Source organism: Micromonospora sp. L31 (genome assembly GCF_052068075.1).
GTDB classification, from domain to species: Bacteria; Actinomycetota; Actinomycetes; order Mycobacteriales; family Micromonosporaceae; genus Micromonospora; species Micromonospora purpureochromogenes.
Map to the genome: position 1 here is coordinate 1 of NZ_JBQHDC010000018.1, position 19,877 is coordinate 19,877.

At 69.9% G+C, this 19,877-nt stretch carries 17 protein-coding genes and 1 pseudogene; 4 read left to right on the plus strand and 14 right to left on the minus strand.

Features of this window, described 5'->3' with window-relative positions; translation table 11 throughout:
* Window positions 1-403: 403 nt before the first annotated feature.
* The 8 genes and pseudogenes from ACTMS9_RS29240 to ACTMS9_RS29275 all read right to left on the minus strand — a co-directional run.
* Complete coding sequence (locus tag ACTMS9_RS29240; RefSeq protein WP_441166506.1) at window positions 404-1,456, minus strand: FAD-dependent oxidoreductase; 1,053 nt, start codon at window positions 1,454-1,456, stop codon at window positions 404-406.
* A gap of 135 nt (window positions 1,457-1,591) precedes the next feature.
* Window positions 1,592-1,723, minus strand: a complete 132-nt coding sequence (locus tag ACTMS9_RS29245; RefSeq protein ID WP_441166507.1) for a hypothetical protein — start codon at window positions 1,721-1,723, stop codon at window positions 1,592-1,594.
* A 174-nt stretch (window positions 1,724-1,897) separates the two neighbouring features.
* A complete protein-coding gene (locus ACTMS9_RS29250) occupies window positions 1,898-2,848 on the minus strand; it encodes an alpha/beta fold hydrolase (protein WP_441166508.1) in 951 nt (316 codons plus the stop codon).
* Between the two features lie 2 nt (window positions 2,849-2,850).
* The gene (locus tag ACTMS9_RS29255; RefSeq protein ID WP_441149246.1) at window positions 2,851-4,056 is read right to left on the minus strand and encodes a cytochrome P450; all 1,206 of its coding nucleotides are present in this window, start codon (window positions 4,054-4,056) and stop codon (window positions 2,851-2,853) included.
* A 688-nt stretch (window positions 4,057-4,744) separates the two neighbouring features.
* Window positions 4,745-7,909, minus strand: a complete 3,165-nt coding sequence (locus ACTMS9_RS29260) for an AfsR/SARP family transcriptional regulator (protein WP_441166509.1) — start codon at window positions 7,907-7,909, stop codon at window positions 4,745-4,747.
* Window positions 7,910-8,066: 157 nt separating this feature from the next.
* Window positions 8,067-9,368 carry a hypothetical protein gene (locus ACTMS9_RS29265; RefSeq protein WP_441166510.1) on the minus strand — a complete coding sequence of 434 codons (1,302 nt, stop codon included), beginning with the start codon at window positions 9,366-9,368 and terminating at the stop codon, window positions 8,067-8,069.
* Between the two features lie 29 nt (window positions 9,369-9,397).
* Window positions 9,398-10,492, minus strand: coding sequence for a ThiF family adenylyltransferase (locus ACTMS9_RS29270; RefSeq protein WP_441149249.1), 1,095 nt, complete (start codon window positions 10,490-10,492; stop codon window positions 9,398-9,400).
* A 414-nt stretch (window positions 10,493-10,906) separates the two neighbouring features.
* A pseudogene (locus ACTMS9_RS29275) lies at window positions 10,907-11,221 on the minus strand (transposase); the annotation flags it as partial.
* Here ACTMS9_RS29275 and ACTMS9_RS29280 point away from each other — a divergent pair.
* Window positions 11,142-11,552, plus strand: coding sequence for an aminoglycoside adenylyltransferase domain-containing protein (locus tag ACTMS9_RS29280; protein WP_441166511.1), 411 nt, complete (start codon window positions 11,142-11,144; stop codon window positions 11,550-11,552). The pseudogene ACTMS9_RS29275 and the gene ACTMS9_RS29280 overlap by 80 nt on opposite strands.
* A gap of 6 nt (window positions 11,553-11,558) precedes the next feature.
* Here ACTMS9_RS29280 and ACTMS9_RS29285 read toward each other — a convergent pair whose 3' ends face one another.
* Genes ACTMS9_RS29285 through ACTMS9_RS29295 form a run of 3 tightly spaced genes read right to left on the minus strand, consistent with a single transcriptional unit; the run spans window position 11,559 to window position 15,101 of the window.
* The gene (locus ACTMS9_RS29285) at window positions 11,559-13,364 is read right to left on the minus strand and encodes a choline/carnitine O-acyltransferase (RefSeq protein ID WP_441166512.1); all 1,806 of its coding nucleotides are present in this window, start codon (window positions 13,362-13,364) and stop codon (window positions 11,559-11,561) included.
* Window positions 13,365-13,386: 22 nt separating this feature from the next.
* Window positions 13,387-14,238, minus strand: a complete 852-nt coding sequence (locus ACTMS9_RS29290) for a hypothetical protein (RefSeq protein WP_441149252.1) — start codon at window positions 14,236-14,238, stop codon at window positions 13,387-13,389.
* Window positions 14,239-14,258: 20 nt separating this feature from the next.
* Window positions 14,259-15,101: a HalD/BesD family halogenase gene (locus tag ACTMS9_RS29295; RefSeq protein ID WP_441166513.1), complete on the minus strand. Its 843-nt coding sequence runs from the start codon at window positions 15,099-15,101 to the stop codon at window positions 14,259-14,261.
* 443 nt (window positions 15,102-15,544) lie between these two features.
* Here ACTMS9_RS29295 and ACTMS9_RS29300 point away from each other — a divergent pair, with 443 nt between their 5' ends.
* The 3 genes from ACTMS9_RS29300 (at window position 15,545) to ACTMS9_RS29310 (ending at window position 17,691) form a co-directional block, all read left to right on the plus strand.
* A complete protein-coding gene (locus tag ACTMS9_RS29300; protein WP_441166514.1) occupies window positions 15,545-15,856 on the plus strand; it encodes a hypothetical protein in 312 nt (103 codons plus the stop codon).
* Between the two features lie 161 nt (window positions 15,857-16,017).
* The gene (locus ACTMS9_RS29305; protein WP_441166515.1) at window positions 16,018-16,989 is read left to right on the plus strand and encodes an SDR family oxidoreductase; all 972 of its coding nucleotides are present in this window, start codon (window positions 16,018-16,020) and stop codon (window positions 16,987-16,989) included.
* A gap of 267 nt (window positions 16,990-17,256) precedes the next feature.
* A complete protein-coding gene (locus tag ACTMS9_RS29310; RefSeq protein ID WP_441166516.1) occupies window positions 17,257-17,691 on the plus strand; it encodes an NUDIX domain-containing protein in 435 nt (144 codons plus the stop codon).
* A gap of 221 nt (window positions 17,692-17,912) precedes the next feature.
* Here ACTMS9_RS29310 and ACTMS9_RS29315 read toward each other — a convergent pair whose 3' ends face one another.
* The 3 genes from ACTMS9_RS29315 to ACTMS9_RS29325 all read right to left on the minus strand — a co-directional run bounded on the left by ACTMS9_RS29315 (window position 17,913) and on the right by ACTMS9_RS29325 (window position 19,876).
* A complete protein-coding gene (locus tag ACTMS9_RS29315) occupies window positions 17,913-18,344 on the minus strand; it encodes a RidA family protein (protein WP_357615585.1) in 432 nt (143 codons plus the stop codon).
* Window positions 18,345-18,453: 109 nt separating this feature from the next.
* Window positions 18,454-19,131 carry a tyrosine-type recombinase/integrase gene (locus ACTMS9_RS29320; RefSeq protein WP_441166517.1) on the minus strand — a complete coding sequence of 226 codons (678 nt, stop codon included), beginning with the start codon at window positions 19,129-19,131 and terminating at the stop codon, window positions 18,454-18,456.
* A 337-nt stretch (window positions 19,132-19,468) separates the two neighbouring features.
* Entirely contained in the window at window positions 19,469-19,876 is a 408-nt protein-coding gene (locus ACTMS9_RS29325; protein ID WP_441166518.1) for a RidA family protein, read from the minus strand.
* Window position 19,877: the final 1 nt, after the last annotated feature.

Sequence of the window (19,877 nt, forward strand, 5' to 3'; positions counted from 1 at the left end):
CCTCGCCCGTCACGCAGGTCACGCCGACATCATGCGCGAGCAGCACGACAGTGCGATCGGCTTGCGGCGGGAGAACAGCAACGTCCCCCACGACTATGACTGGCCGGCGTACGTCACCAAGCTGACGAAGCTCGCTGACCGGTTCGGATAGCCGTCTGGGTCCGTCGACACAGTCGGCGGGGTGAGCATCCGCTCATCGGCCGAGCGTGCGTCGGAGACCGTCGAGTCGAGTGCACCCGAAGTCGGCACCTTAACAAGCAGCGCAAGGCGGAGGTACGGCACCGACCCCGGCATGGTCAGTCGGTAGATAGGTCCAAGCCGAGCAAGTCACCGCCGAGGCGACCCTGCGGCGCCTCGGCGGACGTCGACCCTCACCACAGACAGATCCACCGTCGCCGCCCGGTCAGGCGGGGGCGGGCGCCGCCAGAAGCGCGCGCAGCTCGCGGACCGCTGCCCGCCCGGCCCGGTTCGCGCCGACCGTGCTCGCAGACGGCCCGTAGCCGACCAGGTGGATCCGGGGATCGGCGACCACCCGGGTGCCGTCCACGACGATGCCGCCGCGGGGCCCGCGCAGCCGCAGCGGGGCCAGGTGGTCGAGCGCCGGCCGGAAGCCGGTGCACCAGAGGATGACGTCGACGTGCTGTGCCGTGCCGTCGCGCCACTGGACGCCGTCGGGGACGATCCGGTCGAACATCGGCCGGCGTCGGAGGAGGCCGCGTTCCCGAGCTTCGAGCAACTGCGGTGTCCACGCCAGCTCGGTCGCGCTGGCGATGCTTCCCGGGGGCAGGCCGGCTCGTACGCGTGCCTCCACCTTGGCGACCACCTCGCGTCCGTAGGCCGGCGTGAACGGCCCGTCCCGAAACACCGGCGGGCGGCGGGTGACCCAGGTGGTCGTCGCCGCGACGTCGGCGATCTCGACCAGGAGCTGCACGGCCGAGGTTCCGCCCCCGACGACAACCACCCGCTTCCCGGCGAATTCCGCCGGTCCCCGGTAGTGGGCCGTGTGCAGCTGCCGCCCGTGGAACGTTTCCTGTCCGGGGTAGTACGGCACGAAGGGCCTCGTCCACGTTCCCGTCGCGTTGATCAATGCCCGGGTGGTCCAGGTGCCCTTGTCGGTTTCGACGAGGAGTCCTCCGTCGCCGGCGTTCCGGACGGCCGTGACGGCGACCGGCCGCTGCACGTCGATGCCAAATTCACTCTCGTAGGTCGCGAAATAGGCCGGCACCGCCTCGGCGGCCGGTTCGTCCGGCAGCGGAGGCGTGAAGTGCATCCCGGGCAGGTCGAAGATGCCGTGCACGGTCGCCATGCGCAGCGTCGGCCACCGGTGCTGCCAGGCCCCGCCGGGCGCCGCGTCGGCGTCCAGGACAGCGAAGTCAAGACCGGAGGAGCGCAGGTGGTACGCACTGGCCAGCCCCGCCTGCCCGGCCCCGACAACCACCACATCCGTATCCGGCATGTGTCGGACAACATCTCGGGCTCGCCCGGGCCTTCCCACGGGCGATCGATCTCACACCGCCCGAAGGTGACCGCCCAACCCGGCCCCTATTGCTGTCACCGCTGGTTGTCGGGCTCTACGCGTCGGCCCACCTTTCTAGTGCGTCGGCACGTCGGTGAAGAACCACCAGTGATCGTTGCCTTCGACGTCGACGCACCGGCCGGCGGTGATCTTCTTACCTGTCTCGTCGCAGCAGGGGCGGTTGAGGTGGTACCCGGCCTGGTCCACCGCTACTGGCGCGACAACCTCACTGCTGGAGAACGCCTGGCTCCGCACGTGCGGCCGCCAAAGCAATCGTAAGGTCCGCACCTCGCCGGAGCTGCGGGCTGACCAGGTACGACAGGACGCGCGCCGGTAGTCCTTCACCATTAGGATCACGGGTCCGGTCGGCCGCGGGGGTGCTTACTGCTGGAGTGATGAGATGACCTCGACGAGGACATCGGGCGCCTCCCAGTTGAGCAGGTGTCCGGCATCGGGCACGGTCACCAGCCGCGCTCCGGGCACGCCGGCGGCGAGCCGGTGTGAGTGGCTCGGGGGCGTCGAGCGGTCCGCCGAGCCCACCACGACAACGGTCGGTACGGTGATCTCGCTCAGCCGGGGGTAACGGTCCTCTCGGCTGAAGGCCCGCACGATCGGAATGAGCGGCTGGTGGCTCTGACGGACGAAGACGTCCCGGAACACGGAGATCATGGCCGGCGACGGCCGGGTGCCGCACTGCGCGGCTCCGAACAGCACACCACCGGCACGAGTGCGGGCGAGCCGCTGCAGAAGACCGGTTTCCAGCAGCGGAATCTGCAGCCGATTCTGCGGTGCCTGGTCGAGGATGCGGCCCGCCCAGGTAGCGAACAGCACCAGGCCGCACAGGCGTCGGGCCAGCTCGGGGTGGTCGAGCACTGCACGGATCGCGATGAACCCGCCCATGGAGTGGCCGACCAGCACGCCGTCACGCACGTCGAAGTGCTCCAGAATGGCGGCGTAGTCCGCCGCCATGAGTTTCGAGCCGGTACCGGCGGAACCGAGCGTCGAGCGCTCGTGGCCGCGCTGGTCGAAGGCGATGACGCGGTGACCGCGGGCGACCAGGTTGTCCCATACCACGTTCCACTCCAGCAGCGAGGCCCCATATCCGTGGGCGAGCACCACCGGCGGGCCGTCCCCGGCCACGATCGCGCGCAGCACCGTTCCGTCCGGACGCGGGACGCGCACCTCCTCGCCCTGCGGCTCGCGAGCAAGCCGGTCATACGGCAAGGGGTCCGGGTTGCGTTCGATCCTGGCGACCGCCGCCCGTGCCGCCCCGATGGTCGCGGCACCGAGCAGCGCGACGGCCGTGCCGCCGACGATCCAGGCGCGGTGCATGCTCAACGCCCCCCGAACCGGAGCGGCAGGCTCTCGGGTCCATGGATGGCGGTGGGCGGGCGCCAGGTGACGGGGCCGGCTATCGACGGCGGCGCCAGTTGACTGCTGAGCGCGATCAGCGACTCGGCCATCTCGACGCGGGCGGTCGGTGCGCCGATGCAGTAGTGCGGTCCACCGCCGAAGGTCAGGTGCGGCACTTGCCGGTGGATGGTGATGTCGAAACGGTCACCGTCGTCGACGGCGAGCGGGTCCCGGCTGGCGGCGTGCGTGCCGAGCAGCAGGAAGGTGCCCGCTGGGACGTGGACACCGTGCACGTCGAGGTCCTCGACGGGGAACCGGAAGATCGTCGGTACCGCCGGCGCCCATCGCATGACCTCCTCCACGGCCTGTGGCGCGAGCTCCGGGCGGTTCGCAAGCAGCCGCCACTGGTCGGGGTGCTCACTGAAGGTCGCCAGCGCCTGACCGAGCTGGTTACGGGTGGTGTCGTGCGCGGCGAACACGAGGGTCAGGGCGAGGTTGCGCAGTTCTTCAGTGCTGAGCCGGTCCCCGCCTTCCTCGGCGGCGATGAGCGCCGACAGGAGGTCGTCCCGCGGCTCGGCGCGGCGCTGCTCGATCAGTGAGTCGACGTACGCACGCAGCCCCACGACGGCCTCCTCCACCCGCGTACGCAGCTGCGGCAGGGTGAAGCTGTAGACCAGTCCGACATCGGTCGACCAGCGGCGGAACAACTCGTAATCGGTCGGTGGGACGCCGAGCAGCGCGCACATCACCCGCACCGGCATCGGGTCGGCGAAGTCTGCCATGAACTCGCACTCGCCCCGCTCGGCGATCGCCGCGGTCAGACTCGTCGCGGTGTCACGCATGAACGGCCGCAGGCCCTCGATCATCCGTGGCGAGAACGCCTTGCTGACCAGTCGCCGCAGGCGCAGATGGTCGGCGCCGCGCTGGTGCAGGATCATCGGCACGAACCAGTCGTACAGCGGTCCGTCGGAAATGCCCATCAGCTCCAGGTAGCGCTCGCCGCTCTGTGCCAGCCGCGGGTCGCGGAGCAGTTGGTGCATCTCGGCGTGGCGCAGCACGATGAGTCCCATCGGCGTCATGGCACACCAGTTCGCCTCGCGTGCCGCAGCGACCGCGGGAGAGTCGAACCGAAAGTCCGGCGCGGTGATGTCGAGGAACGGAAGGTCCACGGCGGGGATCGTCGTCATCGTCACTCCTGACCGAATGATCTAGGTACATGAATCGATGCCGTGGTCACGGTAGCCGCACAGCCCCCCTGCGCGACACCCCTTGTAATCAACGTCCCACGATGTGTCACCGTCGTCATGTCGCATGCCGACCAGCGCGACTTAAGGACGCTGACGCCTTCAGATCCGCCGAAGAGGTCACCACGCTAAAGGCCCTGGTCACGGCGCTGCATGTGGGATCCGAGTCTTGAAATAGGGGACGCGCGCCGACGCCACTGCAACAAAATCCAGGGTTACGCGTCGAAGAAACCAAGATCCCCTTGGCCGCCCTCCTAGGGCTGGAGACGACGGTCGGCACCAGCCAGACGGGGAGCTGCGAACCTGACCACTTCGGTCTTCTCCGGGAGGTCACGCCGACCCGCTCATTCGCATCACCCGCAGGTCAAAACGCTGGCCCTGGTCGAGTCCTGGCGAGCACTCGGGGCGCGGTGACCACTTCGACAACCTGCACCTAATCCGCACCCACCTGCAAGGCCGGGCCTACTACCCGTGCCGATCCTGACCGCTGATCAACCCGGGTGCCAGGGGGACGGGCCAAGCGCCGAGCAGTGCCGGCCTGACTCCCAGCGGCCCTCCACACCAACAGCCCCCGGTCGTGACACCCTCGCGGGCGGGGCAGCCTCATCAGGTGCACCGCGCCTCGGCGCCGTCAACTCGGCTGCCTGTTCGGCGGGCCGGACTCCAGCTCGGCGAGCCGGTCGGTGATCTCACGGACCAGGACCGAAGCGCCGATCCGGCCTGCGACCGCGAGTGCGCGCTGCCAGACGCCCCGGGCAGCCTCGATCTGACCGAGCCGCTCATCGGCCCGGGCCAGGTCCATCAGGGCGGCGACCTGCAACGGCGGATTGGCCTTCAGGTGGTCGACGACCGGCTCGATCCGGATCCGCGCCTGCTCCGGCTCGTCGGCCATCAGGCTCAATCGGCCCTGCACGTACCGGGCGTAGGCGAGGTACGAGGCCACCTTCGTCTCCTGGGCCCGCTCCAGCGCGGCAGCGGCATAGCCGGCCGCCTCGGTGAGCCGTCCCTGGCCGGCCAGCATCGCGGCCAGGTCGCTGAGCAGGGTCGTTTCGCCCAACCGGTCGCGATGCTGCCGGACCAGTTCCAGACCCTCCAGGTAGGTCGCCCGCGCCTGGTCCACCTCGCCCCGGTGGGCGTACCAGTTAGCCAGGCCGCGTAGGCCGAGCGCAAGGGGCCGGGTCGCGGCGGCGGCGCGGAGCATCGCGACGCCGCGGGCCAGTGTCGCGCCGGCGGCCGGTTCGCCCTCCTGCAGCTGAAGCGCGCCGAGCCTGGCGAGTTTCATCCCGGTTGCGGTCCGGTCGCCGACCGCCAGGTAGAGCTCGATGGATCGGAGGAGGGCGGCGCGGGCCTGGCCACTGTTTCCCATGGCGTCGTGTACCTGGTGCTCCACCCCGGCGATCTCCGCGCGCAACCAGGGCTCCGCCAATGCTCTGCTGGCCTCGTCGGCGGCTTGGACGTGCCGGAGAGCACCGTGCAGATCGTCTCGGAGCAGGGTGGCGAAGGCGACACACAGTCGCAGCCGGGCTATGCCTTCCAGATGCCCCCGGCGCTCGGCCGCTGCCAGTCCCGTCTCGGTCACTCGGGTCAGTTCGTCGAGGCGAGCGTCCAGGTGGAGGTAGTAGTCGCAGTGCCAGGCCAGCGCCCAGGCGTAGTCCTCCAGCCCGGGCGTGGCGACGGCCTGGTCGATGGTGGCGAGCAACGCGACCCGTTCGGCGCCGAACCAGGCTCCCGGGTCCCGCAGGTGAACGTCCGTGACCGCCGGCGAGCGCGATAGGTCCGCAACGATCCGGGCCTGCGTCTCCTGGCTGAGCTCCACGCGGGCCTGTTCGGTCAGGGTCAGCCAGGCGGCGAAGACACGCCGCAGCAGGCCCACCCCCTCGTCCGGCGATTCCTCCTTCGCGGCGCATTCCCTGGCGAAGGCGCGCACCAGGTCGTGGATCCGGTACCGCGGCTCGCCCAGCTCGTCGGGGCCGTTCACTTCGAACAGGTTGGCCTCGATCAGAGCGGTCGCCGCGGCCGGGGCGGCTGCCTCGTCGTCGAGGAGCACGGCGAGCAGCCACGGCGGGGCGTCGTCGAGGTCCAGCACGGCGAGCCGGCGCAGCATCCGGCGGGCCGGCTCGTCCAGGGCGGCGTACGCCGACTGGAACGCCGCCCGGACGCTGCGGTCGGCGCGGGTGAGGTGGTCGAGCCGGTGCGAGAGCTCGTCGAGCTGGATCGCCGCCTGCCGCAGGGTCAGCAGGTCCCGCACAGCGAGCCGCGCGCCGACGATCCGTACGGCCAGCGGCAGCAGCCCGCAGTGGCGCACGATGGCCGACGCGGAATCGGGTTCGGCGGCGATCCGCTCCGGGCCGACAATGCCGGCGAGCAGCCGCAGCGCCTCGGCTTCCGGCAGCGGGTTCAGCCGCAGCTGGTAGGCGCCGTCGAGGTCGACGAGCGCGCGCCGGCTGGTGACCAGGACGACCGCGTCGATCCCGGGCAGCAGCGGGCGTACCTGCGCGGCGCTCGCCGCGTTGTCCAGCAGTACCAGGCTGGGGCGGTCGGCCACCGCCGCCCGGAAGAGCGCGGCCCGTTCGTCCAGTTCCGCCGGCACGTCGTTGCCCGGCACCCCGAGCGCCCGGAGGAGCCGTCCGAGCACCACGTCCGGGGACAGGGGCTGGTCGTGCCCGCTCAGGTCGACGTACAGCTGCGCGCCCGGGAAAGTCGTGCCGAGCTGGTGTGCGATCCGGACGGCCAGCGACGTCTTGCCCACGCCGGGCAGGCCGCTGATGGCCACCACGGCGACCTTAGGCCGCCCCGGCAACCGACCGAGGACGGCCGCCACCTCCGACTGCCGGCCAACGAAGTCGGTGAGCTCGGCGGGCAGCATCCGGAGTGGCGTGCGCGGCGGTTCGTCCGCGGCCGGCTCACGGGTCGCCGTCCCGGCGCCGTCGGCACCAGCGTCCGCCGTGGTGAGCGCTGGCTGCTGTACGGCGTCGGGTCTCGCGTCCCGGCCGTGCGGCCCGTCGTCCGGGCCCGGCCCGGCGTCGGCCGGGGTTTTGGGGTCGACGTCGGGGCCGGGCTGGATACTGGGATCGTTGCGCAGGATGAGGTCGCGCAGGCGGACGAGTTCCGGCGTCGGGTCGACCCCGAGTTCCTCGACCAGCCGGCGGCGCAGCTGGTCGAAGCGGTCCAGGGCCTCGCCCTGCCGGTTCGCCAGGTACAGCGCGCGCATGAGCCGGCCCACCAGCGGCTCGCGCCACGGGTACGCCTCGACCAGCTCCAGCAGACTGCCGATCACCTCGTCGTAGCGGCCGAGGCCGAGCTCGAGGTCCAGGCATCGCTCGACCACCGTCATCCGGCGCTCGTCGAGGCGTTGGGCTGCCGCCGCCAACGCCGGCGTATGCAGGCCGTCCAGTGCCGGACCCTGCCACAACGCCAGCGCCTGTCGCAGGCTGGTCACCGCCGCCTCCGGCGCGTCCTGGTCGGCTTGCCGGACCAGCGCCTCGAAGACGTCCAGATCGAGCTGATCGTCGGCGACGCGTAGCAGATATCCGGAGCCCTGGGTGTCGATGACGTCGTCGGTCAGTCCCGCCTCCCGCATCGCCCGCCGCGCGGTGGCGACCCGGTTGCGGACCTGGACCTCGGCGCTCGCCGGGGGGTGGTCGCCCCAGGCGGCGTCCACCAGGCGGGAGACCGGTACGAGCCGGTTGGCTTTCAGCAACAGCGCGGCCAGCATGGCCTGACTGCGTGGGCCTCCCGTCCGCACCGCCCGGCCGGCGACCCGGACCTCGACCGGACCGAGCAGACGGAACCTCACCGCTGGCACGTCCTCGCCCCCCGAGCGCCGATCCGGGCGCCGCGATCCGTGGATGGCGGTCGCCGCTTCTCCGATCGACAGTAGGCGAGGGGGCGAAATCGGCAACGCGGTTGGGGGTGCGGCGGCGGTCGGCCGCCCGGTCAGCCCGCCGGACGCGTCAGCCGGTCGGCACCGGCTCGTTGGGCGTGACATCGGGGGAGGTACCGCGTCGCTGGGCATGCCGGCGGTAGAGCGTGACCAGGAAGATCGCCTGCAATGTGCCTTCGACGGCGAGGACGAGGACGCCGTCCACGGCGGCGAGCAGACTCCCGCCCGTCGTACCGGCGACCACCGCCGAGCCGGCCTGGAACGCACCGTGCAGGAGGATCGGGAGGCCGAATCCAACGAAGCTCGCCAGCGCGACTGTGCTGCCGAGCACGACCGCCACCGAGTAGATCCGGACTGCGCGGCGCTCGTGCGGGGGCAGATCCGCGCTCGGGTCGGTGGCCAGGGCCGCGATCCGGCCGGGCAGCAGAGCGTGACCGCACCGGCGCAGCAGATACCGGGCGTACGCGAGGCCGTCGTGGAACAGGTTGCGGCAGTGCAGCAGGTCGAGGAGGACGAAGTAGAGGTCGGTACGCATGTAGACGTGCAGTTGCAGAGCCATCGACATGGCGACCACGACCACGAGGGCGGCCAGGAGCCCCCTGACCCGTGGGTGTGGCGCGGCGTACGCGATCAGCAGCAGCGCGCCGCAGACGACGGCGAGGTCCCAGAGCAGACCGCTGAGGTAGACGCGGTACCGGTACCGGCGCGGCACGGACCAAATCGCGGTCACGTCCGTCTCCAGTGCCAAGTGGTGCAGCCGGGTCGCGAACCGGATCCGGGCCGGCGCCCCCAGCGAGCGGGCGGCGACCAGGTGGCTCAGCTCGTGACACGTCACGGAGATCGAGAACAGCACGGTGTTTCCGAGCACGGCCAGGCCGACGTAGTCGGTCCAGAAGAAGTCGCGGTATGACGGCAGCAGATCGGGCCGCCGAACGATGGTGACCAGAGTCGCCGCGATCAGCGCCAGGTAGCCCAGTGTTGCGGCGGGACCGAACAGCCAGCGCACGTGCTGGGCCCGCAGCCGGGGCAGGTGCGGCCGGAGCCGTCCGTGCGGATCGGCGACCGGCCGGCTGTCGACCTCGGCGACGAGGCCCGCCTCGGCGAGCACAGCCACGAGGTCGACGAGGTCGACGTCGATGTCGTGCTCGGCGGCGAGCCGGCGCTCGACCGTGCCGATGGACAGCTGCGCGCCGAGCACCTCGATGGCCCGGGCGCCGATCGCTGGCAGCTCCACGAACGCACCGACCTCCGGCCGTCCGACGACGACGGTGTCGGGGTCGTCGTCGGACGGCCGGATCCGCAGCGGATGGAACCGGACGACGCTCTCCGGCGTCGCCACAGTCTCCACCGCCGCCGGAGCGATCTCCCCCACGGTCGTCTCCTCGTCCTCGGCTCCGGGCCTCAGGTCGCGCCCGCGCAGGAGGGACAGCCAGGGTCGCGCTGCACGTCCACGAAGTACTGGTGGTCCCAGCGAGCGACGTTGTGGTGGAAGACACGTCCGGCGACCTGCTGCGGGAGCCCGCCGAGGTGGTAAAGGACCTCTAGCGCGCACAGGTGCCCGGTGACGTTGGCGCTCGCCGCGATGACGGCGTTGGGCCGGGGCTGACCGATCAGCGACCTTCCGTCGGTGTAGAACTCGTGCTCGTTCTGCCGGCGGCAGAGGCAGGTGTAGCAACCGGTCCGGTACGGTAGGAACGAGCCGATGACGGCCATCGGGCCGGTGTAGAGCGCCATGAACCAGGGAGTACGGGTCCGTAGCGCGGCCTCGTTGGTCCAGCTTTGGATGTGCCGTACGGGCTTGTCGGCGCAGAGCACGAAGGCGTCGCAGCCGGCCATCAGCGGGACGACGTCCTCGGCGGAGCGCACCTGGCACTCCGCGCCGGTCACCTCCACGCGGGAGTTCATCGCCCGCAGCCGGTCGACCGCAACCTTCACCTTCGGCTGGCCGATGTCGCTCTCGGTGTAGAGCAGCTGGCGGGTCAGGTTCGGCTCGTCAACGACGTCGAAGTCGACGCAGTGGAGGCTGCCGACGCCACTGGCGACGAGTCCGGCGGCCACCGCGGTACCGGTGCCGCCGAGGCCGAGCAGCCCGACCCGGGCCCGCCCGATTCGCGCCTGGACCTCGTAGGGCGACTCCCGCGGCGTTGTGTCGATCCAGGAGTAGAAGTGTCGTGCCCGGTCGTATCGGGCGGCGTCGTCCGGCGTGAACCCCTCCGGCAGCGGCGCGGCCGCGTCCTCGATGAACCCCTGCTCGATCAGCTGGTCCATCACCTCACGGACGCTCTCCTCGGAGAGTTCCGGGTGGGTGACGGCGAGGTCGGCAACAACCTCAGCCAGCGTCCTGGTGCCGTCGAGCAGCGTCAACAGTCGGGCGACGCTGCCCTCCTCGTCGTCCTGGATTTCGGCGGCGACGCCATATTGCATCAGCCCGACGAGAAGCCGGTTTCCCGGCAGGGTGTACGGCTCGTGGACTTCCTTGACGCGTGGCCGGAGCATGCGCATCCGCTACCTCACAATGCTCGCCGCAGGACGGTGGCTTAAGTAGGGCCGCCGCCACTGTGGCGGCCTGACCAGAAGGCTCGGCCTATCGGGCGCACCCGATGACCGGAAGTACTTCGGTCGCCACCCCCCGCGGTGGTGGCGACCGAAGTTTCCCGGCAGGGTCAGCCGCCGACCGCGTCGCGGACGGCCGTGGTCTCCAGCTTCTCCAGCTTGCGAACCTTCAGGGTGAGCTTCTTCTTGCCGGTCTGCTCGACCTTCGCCTTCTCCATGGTCTGCCTCCTCGGGTCGCATCGCCTTCCGGTCATCCCGGACGGTGAGCTCACCCTGTCGGCCGACGTCACCGTTCGATCACAAGTCGATCATCAATCGTCGATCAGTCGGGGTTGTGAACCGCTCTCGAGATCGGTGCTCCCGCGGCAGGTCGACCTCGACCGGGCCGACATCGGTCAGCACGGTCTTGGACCGCACACCGTTGCGGGAGTTCCCGCCGTTCTTACCCGCCGGATCGCCCTTGTCATAGCTGAGGTGATCAGTGATCTCACCCTCAAGCGCCGACTCCAGGACCCGCTTCGTCAGCTGCTGCAACAGACCGCCATCGCCGGTCCACTGCAGACCCGCCACCCGGGCCTGCTCCACCAGCCGGGTGACCAAGTTCGCGTCCACACCCTCCGCCGGCTGTCCCGGCCCGCTCTTCGCCACCGCGGCAGTATCCACGGCCGCCATCGATCCGCCAGACATCAGATGCTGCTCCTTGATAGGAGTTACACCCTTCGTCCCAGTCCCTGACCGTGCGTTGCTGGACACCCGCAGCGTGATCCTGACGTTGGCCCGGATCCGGACCACCCTGGCGACGGGCGGGATCCGGTCCAAGGACGCCGCGACCGGCTTCGTCCTCGACCGCCTGCCAGCCGCGCACCGCTGGGTGCTGGCCGACGACGCCCGGGCGATCTATCGCGGGCTCGCCGCCGAGACCTGGGACGCACTGCGGGACCGGGTCCGCCGCTACGCCGACCACCATGTCGCGGAGATCGAGCGGCCGGCGGCGGACCCGTGACCCGGGCTACCGCTCGTCGAGCAGGTCGCGCAGCTCCCGCAACGCTTCGCGGAGCCGGTCGGCAAACGCGTACATCATGCCGGCGACCGGGCGCGGTGTGCTGAGGTACAGGTTGAACCGGTCCGGCAGCAGCACGTACGCGATCCCGATGCAGCGACTGCTGGTGGCCCCGAACCCGAAGTAGCGGATGCTGGTCGACGGCGCCGAGCTGGTGCTCAGGTAGTCGTCGCGCATCTTGAGCCACCCCGGCGTCTCGTACAGCCGGGACGGCTCGGGCACGCCGAGCGCCGCCCCACGCCGCTTCTGGATCAGCTGCAGCTCCCACAGGTGCTGCTCCGGTGCCGCACCGGCCTGGCACTGCTTCGCCCGTTCGACATGCTTGTCGGCCGCGGCCCGGAACGCCGCCCGCCGCTCTCCGGGGGACGCGGCGGGGTCGTCCATCGTGGACACGAACCGCAGCACCTCGGGCGTGACGACGCGCATCGCCTCGGTCCGCCCCCGCAGGTACTGGCGGGTGGCGATGGACTCGTACGTGGCACCGATGAAGCCCTTGGCCCGCTTGTGCGCGAGCTGGTATGCCATCTGCACGAACGCGTCCGGCGACATCCGCAGCCGCTTGACCTCGTCCACCCCGAACTCGTCGAAGGACAGGGTCACGGTGGCGGTGTCCGCGCCGTACTGGGCGAACGACCGTGCCGCGGCGGCGATGTCGGCCCGCAGCGCGTCGTCGAGCACGAACGTGACCGGATCGATCGCCGGCACCCCCTGCGCCGCCGCACCCGACTGCGCGGCGTGCTCCTCGGGCGACCCGGCGAGCATCGTGTCGACGAAGCTGAGGATGGTGGTGCCGTCGAGCCCACAGTGCTCGACGTTGATGCCGGCCGTGCCGTCGGCGAACACGATGACCGACACCGCCTTGTCGAACCACCGGTTGCCGCTGTCGCCGTGCAGCAACTGGTCGCAGGCCGCCAGGTCGTCGGCCGGCGTCAGGTCCTCCAGGCACACGCAGAACAGCGCCGTCTCGATGGTGTCCAGCGCTGCGGCGTTACCGGGATCCAGCGCCGCCAGCCGGTCCCTGGCCGCCGCCCACTCGGCCCGGGCCATCGTGGTGAGATGACCGGCCGCGGTGGCCGTCGCGGCCCGCGCGGCACCGGCCTTCTGCACCTCACGCAGGCCGGCCGCCAGGTCGTCGAGGGAGTACGGGCGCCCGTCCGGACCGACCACGTCCATCCGGAACGCGTTGCCGCGCTGGAACACCACGATGTGCCGCGCCGTCGACGGGCCCGGCATCTCGTCACTGTACGGCGCTCGGACGGTGTCCTGCACCGGCCCCGGGATGCGGGTGGTCGAGAACAGGAACTTGTTCTGCTCCATCGACAACGGCTGCCCGCGCGTCACGATCGGCGGGAGGCGCTCGTCGTCGAGCTGGGTCTTGTAGTTCACGGCGGCGGCGATGAGCCTCGCCGCGCGCTCCACCTGCGGCTCGGCGAGGCCGCGCAACGGCGTGTCGCGGAACAGGAAGAAGAAGTTGGCGTTCAACGCGATCCGGTCCCGGCGACCGAGATAGCGCGCCGGCCAGAACGTGTCCAACCAGCTGTGCGTGGCCGGATCCGCGTTGTACCGCACCAGATCGGCGTGCAGCTTCGGCCCCGGACCGTCCGCCCGCCCGAACTCCTGCACCGCGGCCTCGGTGTCGGCGAACTCTTCCTCCGTCAGCAGCGGCGCAGACCACTCGAGGAACCGGGCGCAGGTGTCCTCCAGCGCGGGCAACGGCACCCGCGGCAGCGTGTCCTCGTTCTCGAACGTGCTCACTCGGTCTCCTGGGATTCGCTACTCATCGGGCGGCCTTCTGGGTCAGTGACTGGTCAACGTCAAAGGTCAAGGGGTCGCGAGTGCCGATGGGCCGGGAAACGTAGAGCTGAGCGTACAACCAGCCGTCGCTCTCCAGACCCTCCGGATCAACGCCGGCGGCGGACATCGTCTCCAGCACCTGGCGCTGTTCCCGGTCGGACGCGAAACGGCGCTGCCGGAACGTCCGGTCCACCCGCACCGTGTCGTAACCGAGGGTCGCGAGGCTGTCGGCGATCGGTTCGAACGGGAACATCCGCAGCGCGAAATGCGCCATCCACGGCAGCCGGTCCCGGCGGGAGCCGACCACGCGCACGAGCGTCCGGCCGGTGACGTAGCCGAGGCATCCGGTGGAGATCACGATGTCGGCACCGGCGAACAGGGCGCGCTGCCGCGCCGTGGGTTCACGCGCCTCCAGGTCGGCCTGCACGGCGTCGTCGAGGAACCCGGCCGCCGATGCGTACCCCAGCGCCGGCCGGGACACGTCCAGCCCCACGAACCGGGCCGGGGACCGGTGCGCCCGGACCAGCTCACGATCGCGCTCCAGCAGCGCTTGCCGGGTGCACTCGGCGCCGGCGTAGCGGTCGTACAGGTCGTCCATGGTGGCGTCGCAGCGCAGCAACGCCGCGTTGACGCCGTAGGAGCAGCCGACGTCGACGACGGTCGGGACGGCCACCTGCCGCGATTGGCGGTACTGCCCGATGAATTGCTGAAAATAGGGCTTGGCGAGTTGGGGAATGTAATAGTCAAGCTCACGCAGGGTGGTGAAATAGGCGCGGGGATCGGGTTGCGTGTAGATGCCGTCGAGGGAAACTTTTCCGGTCCGGTCGAAACGCACGGGGCGGCTCCTCGCGATTACTAGTCCAGCAACTGGTCGACTCGCACGGCATTGCGCTCGGCGTCGCGGTGCGCGGGCAGGACCCGGCCGAACAGCTGCCGCGTACGGGCGACGCTGCCCATCACGCCGGGGCGTTCGGAGTAGGCGAAGATCGCTGAGTGCCGGGCGGTGGCGCCGCGCACCGGGCTCACCCGGTGCAGCGCGTACCGGCCCTTGAACAGCTGGAGGTCACCGGGGCGCAGGGTCAGGGCCCGCACCGGCGAGCGGTCGGCGCCGGTGAGCACCGAACGGACCGCGCCGAAGTTCTCCGCGCCCGCCGAACGGATGTTCGGGCAGTACTCGAAGACGCCGCCCTCCTCCGGCTCCTGGGTCAGCATGCTGACGGTGAACTCGTTGGTGTCGAAGTGCCACGGGTGCTCCATGCCGGGCTGCACGACGTTGAGCACCAGGCCGGACAGCGGGTCGGCGAGCTCGTGCAGCTCCGGGAGTTCGAAGCAGGCGGCGACGAAGCGCACGAACGACGGGTCCATGTAGAGCCGGTGGATGACACTGTCGGTGGGAATACGGTCGCGCGGGACGAACGCGTTGCCGCGCTGCATGACGATGCGGCCCGGGTGCTCGGCCGGCAGGTCGTCGTCGAACGCGATGTTGTAGACGTTGGTCTCCTCAACGTCGTAGTACGCCAGCGGGGCGACCCCGGCGCCTTCCCGCCGCAGCGCCTCCCAGCTGCTCGGCACAATGAACTCCGGCAGGACGCTGCACCCGAGTTCGCGCAGTTCGGTGCGCGTTCGGGAAACGACGCGTTCCCATGCGTCGCTTCCCGGCTCGGCCAGTGGATAGCGCGCGGTGTCCACGATATGCATTTCGACGGATCCCTTCTTCAATGGTGGCGACATGAAGAAATGCGGAATCTTAACAAGATTCACCGGCGTCTACCCCATGTTGGTTACATTGTTCACAGCGCCGCGGCCGGGGCGCGGCCCGCTGGACCAGCCCAGCTACCCGGTAGTCCGCCCGGGTGCCGCCCCGGGGCCGGCCGGCGGTCATGGCGCGTCCCGGCATGCGGCCGAGGCGCTACGGGCGGCGTCCGAACAGGACCCGGAACGTCGTGCTGAGCACCGTCTCTCCGGCCCAGGCCGGCTCACCGGGCAGGAACAGGGGTGCCGCGATCGCGACGGGTCGTCGACAGGAGGTCAGGGCACTGGCCGGAGGCTCTCATTGGGGACCGAGACCACTGTGGATGATCACGCCGGGTGCGTGCTCGGCTACGCGAGTGGTGCCCCATCCGCTGGGTCGCCTGACTGGCTTGTGGCTTGACGTCGCCGAGCGGCTGAACGCTGACGTCGGCCGAGTCCTCGACGAGTGGTCGTGCGAGCAGGTGTGGAATCTCGGCATCCATGACAACATTCACCCGGCCGGTGGTTGGCCCGCTGAGCTGGGCTGGTGGACCTATCTGGGCGCGAATCGTCACCTGCCGCCGGCACCGCTGCCCGAGGTCGCGGCCCAGTCGCGCCGGCTCCCGAACGGCGCCCTACTGGTCGAACTTCTCGATGATCCCGCCGCCGTCGACGCGCTCCGCTACCAGGACATCCACGCCCGCTGGCTCCGGGCAGCATGAGCTTCTGGAGCAGGATCCCTTCGCGCCACTGCTTCACGTCAGACGGTCGGAGCACGTCTCGTCCCCCGACGCCTGGACTCTTCGAGTCATACCCGCCACCGTTTTGCCCAGTATCACGGGCATATGTCCTACGGTGAGGGCTGGGACATGAGGGGGTTGTCATGCGGGTCCGGGATGCGGTCGTCGTGATCACTGGAGCTTCAAGCGGGATCGGACGGGCCACCGCCCTGGCCTTCGCCGACAAGGGCGCGGCGGTGGTGCTCGCCGCGCGGCGCGAGGAGGCCCTGGCGGAGGTCGCGGCTGAGTGCGCGCAGCGGGGCGCTCAGGCGTTGGTCGTACCGACCGACGTCACGGATCCGGTCGCGGTGGAAGCGCTGGGCCGGCGGGCGGCGGAGCGGTTCGGCCGCATCGACGTGTGGGTCAACAACGCCGCGGTTACCGTCTTCGGCCCTTTCGAGGAGACGCCGCTGCAGGACATCCGGCGGGTGCTGGACGTGAACGTCATGGGATACGTGCACGGGGCACGCACCGCGCTGCCGTACCTGCGTGAGCAGGGGCAGGGCGTGCTGGTGAACGTCTCGTCGATCGTCGGGGTGGTGTCACAGCCCTACACCCACGCGTACGTCATGGCCAAGTTCGCGATCCGGGCGCTGAGCGCCAGCCTTCGGCAGGAGCTGCGGCTGACCGGGCCGCGCGGGGTACACGTCTGCGCCGTCCTACCGGCGACCATCGACACCCCGCTGTTCCAGCACGGGGCCAACTACACCGGTCGCAAGGCGGTCGCGATGCCGCCGGTGTACCCGCCGGAGCGCGTCGCCCGTACCATCGTCAACCTGGTCCGCAGCCCACGGCGAGAGGTCATCGTCGGGCCGGCAGGGCGGATGATGGTGATGCAATCGAAGCTGACGCCCGGGCTGATCGAACGCATGCTGGCCCGGCAGGTCGACAAGGCGCATCTGTCGCGCGACGAGCCTGCCCCGGCGACCTCCGGCAATGTTTTCTCACCCGCGCCGGGCGCCGGTTCAGTCGACGGCGGCTGGGGTGGTCGCCGGCGTACGGCGACGCGACGCCTGGTCGCGGCCGCCCTCCTTACGACGGCCGCTGTGGCGGGTGCCCGCCGATGGCGGCGATGAGCGGCTGGAACGCTCCCGAGCTGAGCGCACCCTCCAGCACCTGGATATCCACGCCGGCAACATAGCTGATCGAGAACATCGACCCGCGGGGCGCACACCACCGCCTCCGGCCGCGCCACCTCGTCGACGATCACCGGCACAACGCCAGGCGAGTTTCTGGCGGCTGTAGCTGCTCGGGCGGGGCTCCAGGACAGCGGCAGATCCGGACGTCTGGGTGTCCCCTTTGGCTGGAGCGAGCTTGTCCTATCCCTGTGCTCTAATCCCGTCATGCATGTCGTCGTCACAGGCGCACTCGTTGAAAACGGCGCGGTCCTGCTAGTACACCGCAGCCCGACCCGCCGGGCATACCCAGATCTCTGGGATCTGCCCGGGGGGCATGTCGAAGCGGGTGAGTCGGAACTACAAGCCCTCGCGCGTGAGATGCGCGAGGAGCTCGGTGTTCACATTGTGGCGGAGTCCTCTTCACGGTTGGGCGACTGGCATGCCGGCAGTGGTGAGAACGCCGTTCACGTGGGCGTCTGGCAAATTGGAGACTGGGTGGGCTCTCCCACCAACCGTGCACCTGACGAGCATGACGACATCGCATGGGTCGGGATCAGCGAGCTGGGCGGCCTTCCCCTGTTGTTCGGCGACTTGGCGGCATTGCTTCGTTCTCTGCCTGAGCCTGAGTGCGCCCGCAGGCACTCAGACGTCACCGACTGACACCAGGACGACCGAGGAACCAAGGCCGACTGTCGTGCATGTGCTGGGACGGATTCGTCAAGCAGGTGGTAGGACTAGACACGCGCGCTGCGTCCGGTGTCCTCCGTCGACCGATGCGCAACACTCGTCCGCCAGCTGATCTGCGACACCTCCGCGCGCTGATCGCGGCAGATCAGGATACTGGCGCGGCACGATTCGAGACACGGATCCGCACGACCGCCTCACGGTCCTTCGTGAGTAACGGAGTCTCTCGGGTCGGTTGTTGCCACGACGGCGTCGACCTCGAACTCCACCAACCACTCTGGATCGATGAAACGCGATACTTCTACGAAGGTGCAGGCCGGTCGTACCTGAGAGAACCGTTCGCCATGTGCGCGCGCCGCATCTCGCCAACGGGCGATGTCAACAAGCATGACCCTGGTTCTGATGACATCTGCCAGCGTTGCACCGGCCTCGCGCAGCGCTTGCTCGGCGATGTCCAGGCAACGCACGGATTGCGCGTACACATCTCCCGGACCGGCTGTGGCACCGTCATCCGCGATCGGCGCGGTGCCGGCCACGGATACGTACGGCCCTATCCGCACGGCGCGTGAGAAGCCGATCTCCGGTTCCAGCGGTGAACCTGAAGTCACCAAGCGGCGAAAAGAAGTCACGGTACAAGAGCATCGCAGAGCAGCGACCGCGCTGGGCGCCCGCGGTGCCTTGACCGCCCGTCGGCTCCACTGACGCTGCCACCCCGACTGGTTCATCCGCGTAACGCACTCAACTCGGCAAAGCCGCGAGCGGCTGGCTATGTCCCGGAGGCCATGTACGCGGCCAGGATGTAGTTGGGGTGCCGGTCGAGGTTCTTGCGGGCTCGGTCGTAGCGCATGGCGGGGCGGCGTGGCGGGCGGCGATCTGCACGTCGCGCAGGCTGACACCGGCGCCGAGCATGGTCGTCACGAACGTGTGGCGCAGCATGTGGGGATGCATCCTCGGCATCCGGATCCCTGCGGCCTGGGTCCGGTGCTTGAGCCGGCGGGTGGCGGCGTGCCGGTCCATCCGCACGCCGAGGGTGTGGCGCAGGATCGGCCCGCTGGCGCGGTCGTCAACGGCCCGGTCGAGGGCTCGGGCCACCGCGGGTGGAAGCGGGGCGAGCACGACCTTGCCACCTTTGCCACGCACGCGTAGTACCCGGTGGCCGTGCTCCTCGCCTAGGTCGGCGATATTCGACCCGCAGGCCTCGAAGATCCGCAAACCGAGCAGGCCCAGAAGCGCGACCAGGGCGAAGTCGTTCGGGTTGGTCGACAGCCGGGCGGTGGTGATCAGAGCTTCGAACTGCAGGTGACCTAGCCCGAGGGTCGGCGATTCGGCCGGCACCGTGGGCCGGCGGACGTAGTCGGCAGGCGAGTGCTCCAAGATGGCGTCGATGACGCAGACCCGATAGAACCCGACCACCACCGACAGTCGCCGCGAGACCGTCGAGGGGCTGGTACCGACGCACGTCTTGCAGCCAGCGCACGTACCGCTCAATGTCCACCCGCGCCGCAGCCAGCGGGTCGAGTTCCTGATCCGTGCACCAGCGCAGGAAGACCCGCAGATCAGACTCGGTATGGATGCGAGTCTGGCCACGGTAGCGGCCCAAGAAGGCGGACACCGCGGCGCGCCGAACGAGCTGACCGGCCGGTACGAAGCTGGAAGCGGAAGCAGTAGAGGTAGTCATACATCACCGTGCGTCAGCACCGGCGATGAACGCCAGCCCGCCCGGAGCGGCATGAGAGGCGAGAGCCGGGGGGTGTCAGTCGATGACGGCGGTGGCCTCCACTTCGACCAGCAGGTCCGGCTCACCGAGCGCGGCAACGCCGAGCAGCGTGATCGGCTTGACCGGGTCGACCCCCAGCTTCCGGGCCGCTCTGGACACGCCCTCGCCCAGTGACGGCATCTTGTCTGGCGACCAGTCCACGACGTAGATGGTTAGCTTCGCCACGTCGTCGAATGAGGCACCAATCCCAGCCAGAGCAGTACCGACATTGAGGTATGCCTGCTCGACCTGAGCGGCCAGATCTCCCTCACCGACGGGGTTTCCATCGGCGTCGCGGGCAACCTGTCCCGCCAGGAACACCAGCCGGGATCCGGTGGCGATCGACAACTGCCGGTACACCTCGGGCTTCGGCAGTCCGTCGGGGTTGACCAGTTCCACGGCCATG

Bases quoted from the DNA above. Each gene is read 5' to 3' on its own strand.
- ACTMS9_RS29240 (WP_441166506.1), bottom strand. From the start codon at position 1,456: ATGCCGGATACGGATGTGGTGGTTGTCGGGGCCGGGCAGGCGGGGCTG.
- ACTMS9_RS29255 (WP_441149246.1), bottom strand. From the start codon at position 4,056: ATGACGACGATCCCCGCCGTGGACCTTCCGTTCCTCGACATCACCGCG.
- ACTMS9_RS29305 (WP_441166515.1), top strand. From the start codon at position 16,018: ATGCGGGTCCGGGATGCGGTCGTCGTGATCACTGGAGCTTCAAGCGGG.
- ACTMS9_RS29325 (WP_441166518.1), bottom strand. From the start codon at position 19,876: ATGGCCGTGGAACTGGTCAACCCCGACGGACTGCCGAAGCCCGAGGTG.
- ACTMS9_RS29310 (WP_441166516.1), top strand. From the start codon at position 17,257: ATGCATGTCGTCGTCACAGGCGCACTCGTTGAAAACGGCGCGGTCCTG.
- ACTMS9_RS29295 (WP_441166513.1), bottom strand. From the start codon at position 15,101: ATGCATATCGTGGACACCGCGCGCTATCCACTGGCCGAGCCGGGAAGC.
- ACTMS9_RS29250 (WP_441166508.1), bottom strand. From the start codon at position 2,848: ATGCACCGCGCCTGGATCGTCGGCGGCACGGCCGTCGCGCTGCTCGGT.
- ACTMS9_RS29270 (WP_441149249.1), bottom strand. From the start codon at position 10,492: ATGCTCCGGCCACGCGTCAAGGAAGTCCACGAGCCGTACACCCTGCCG.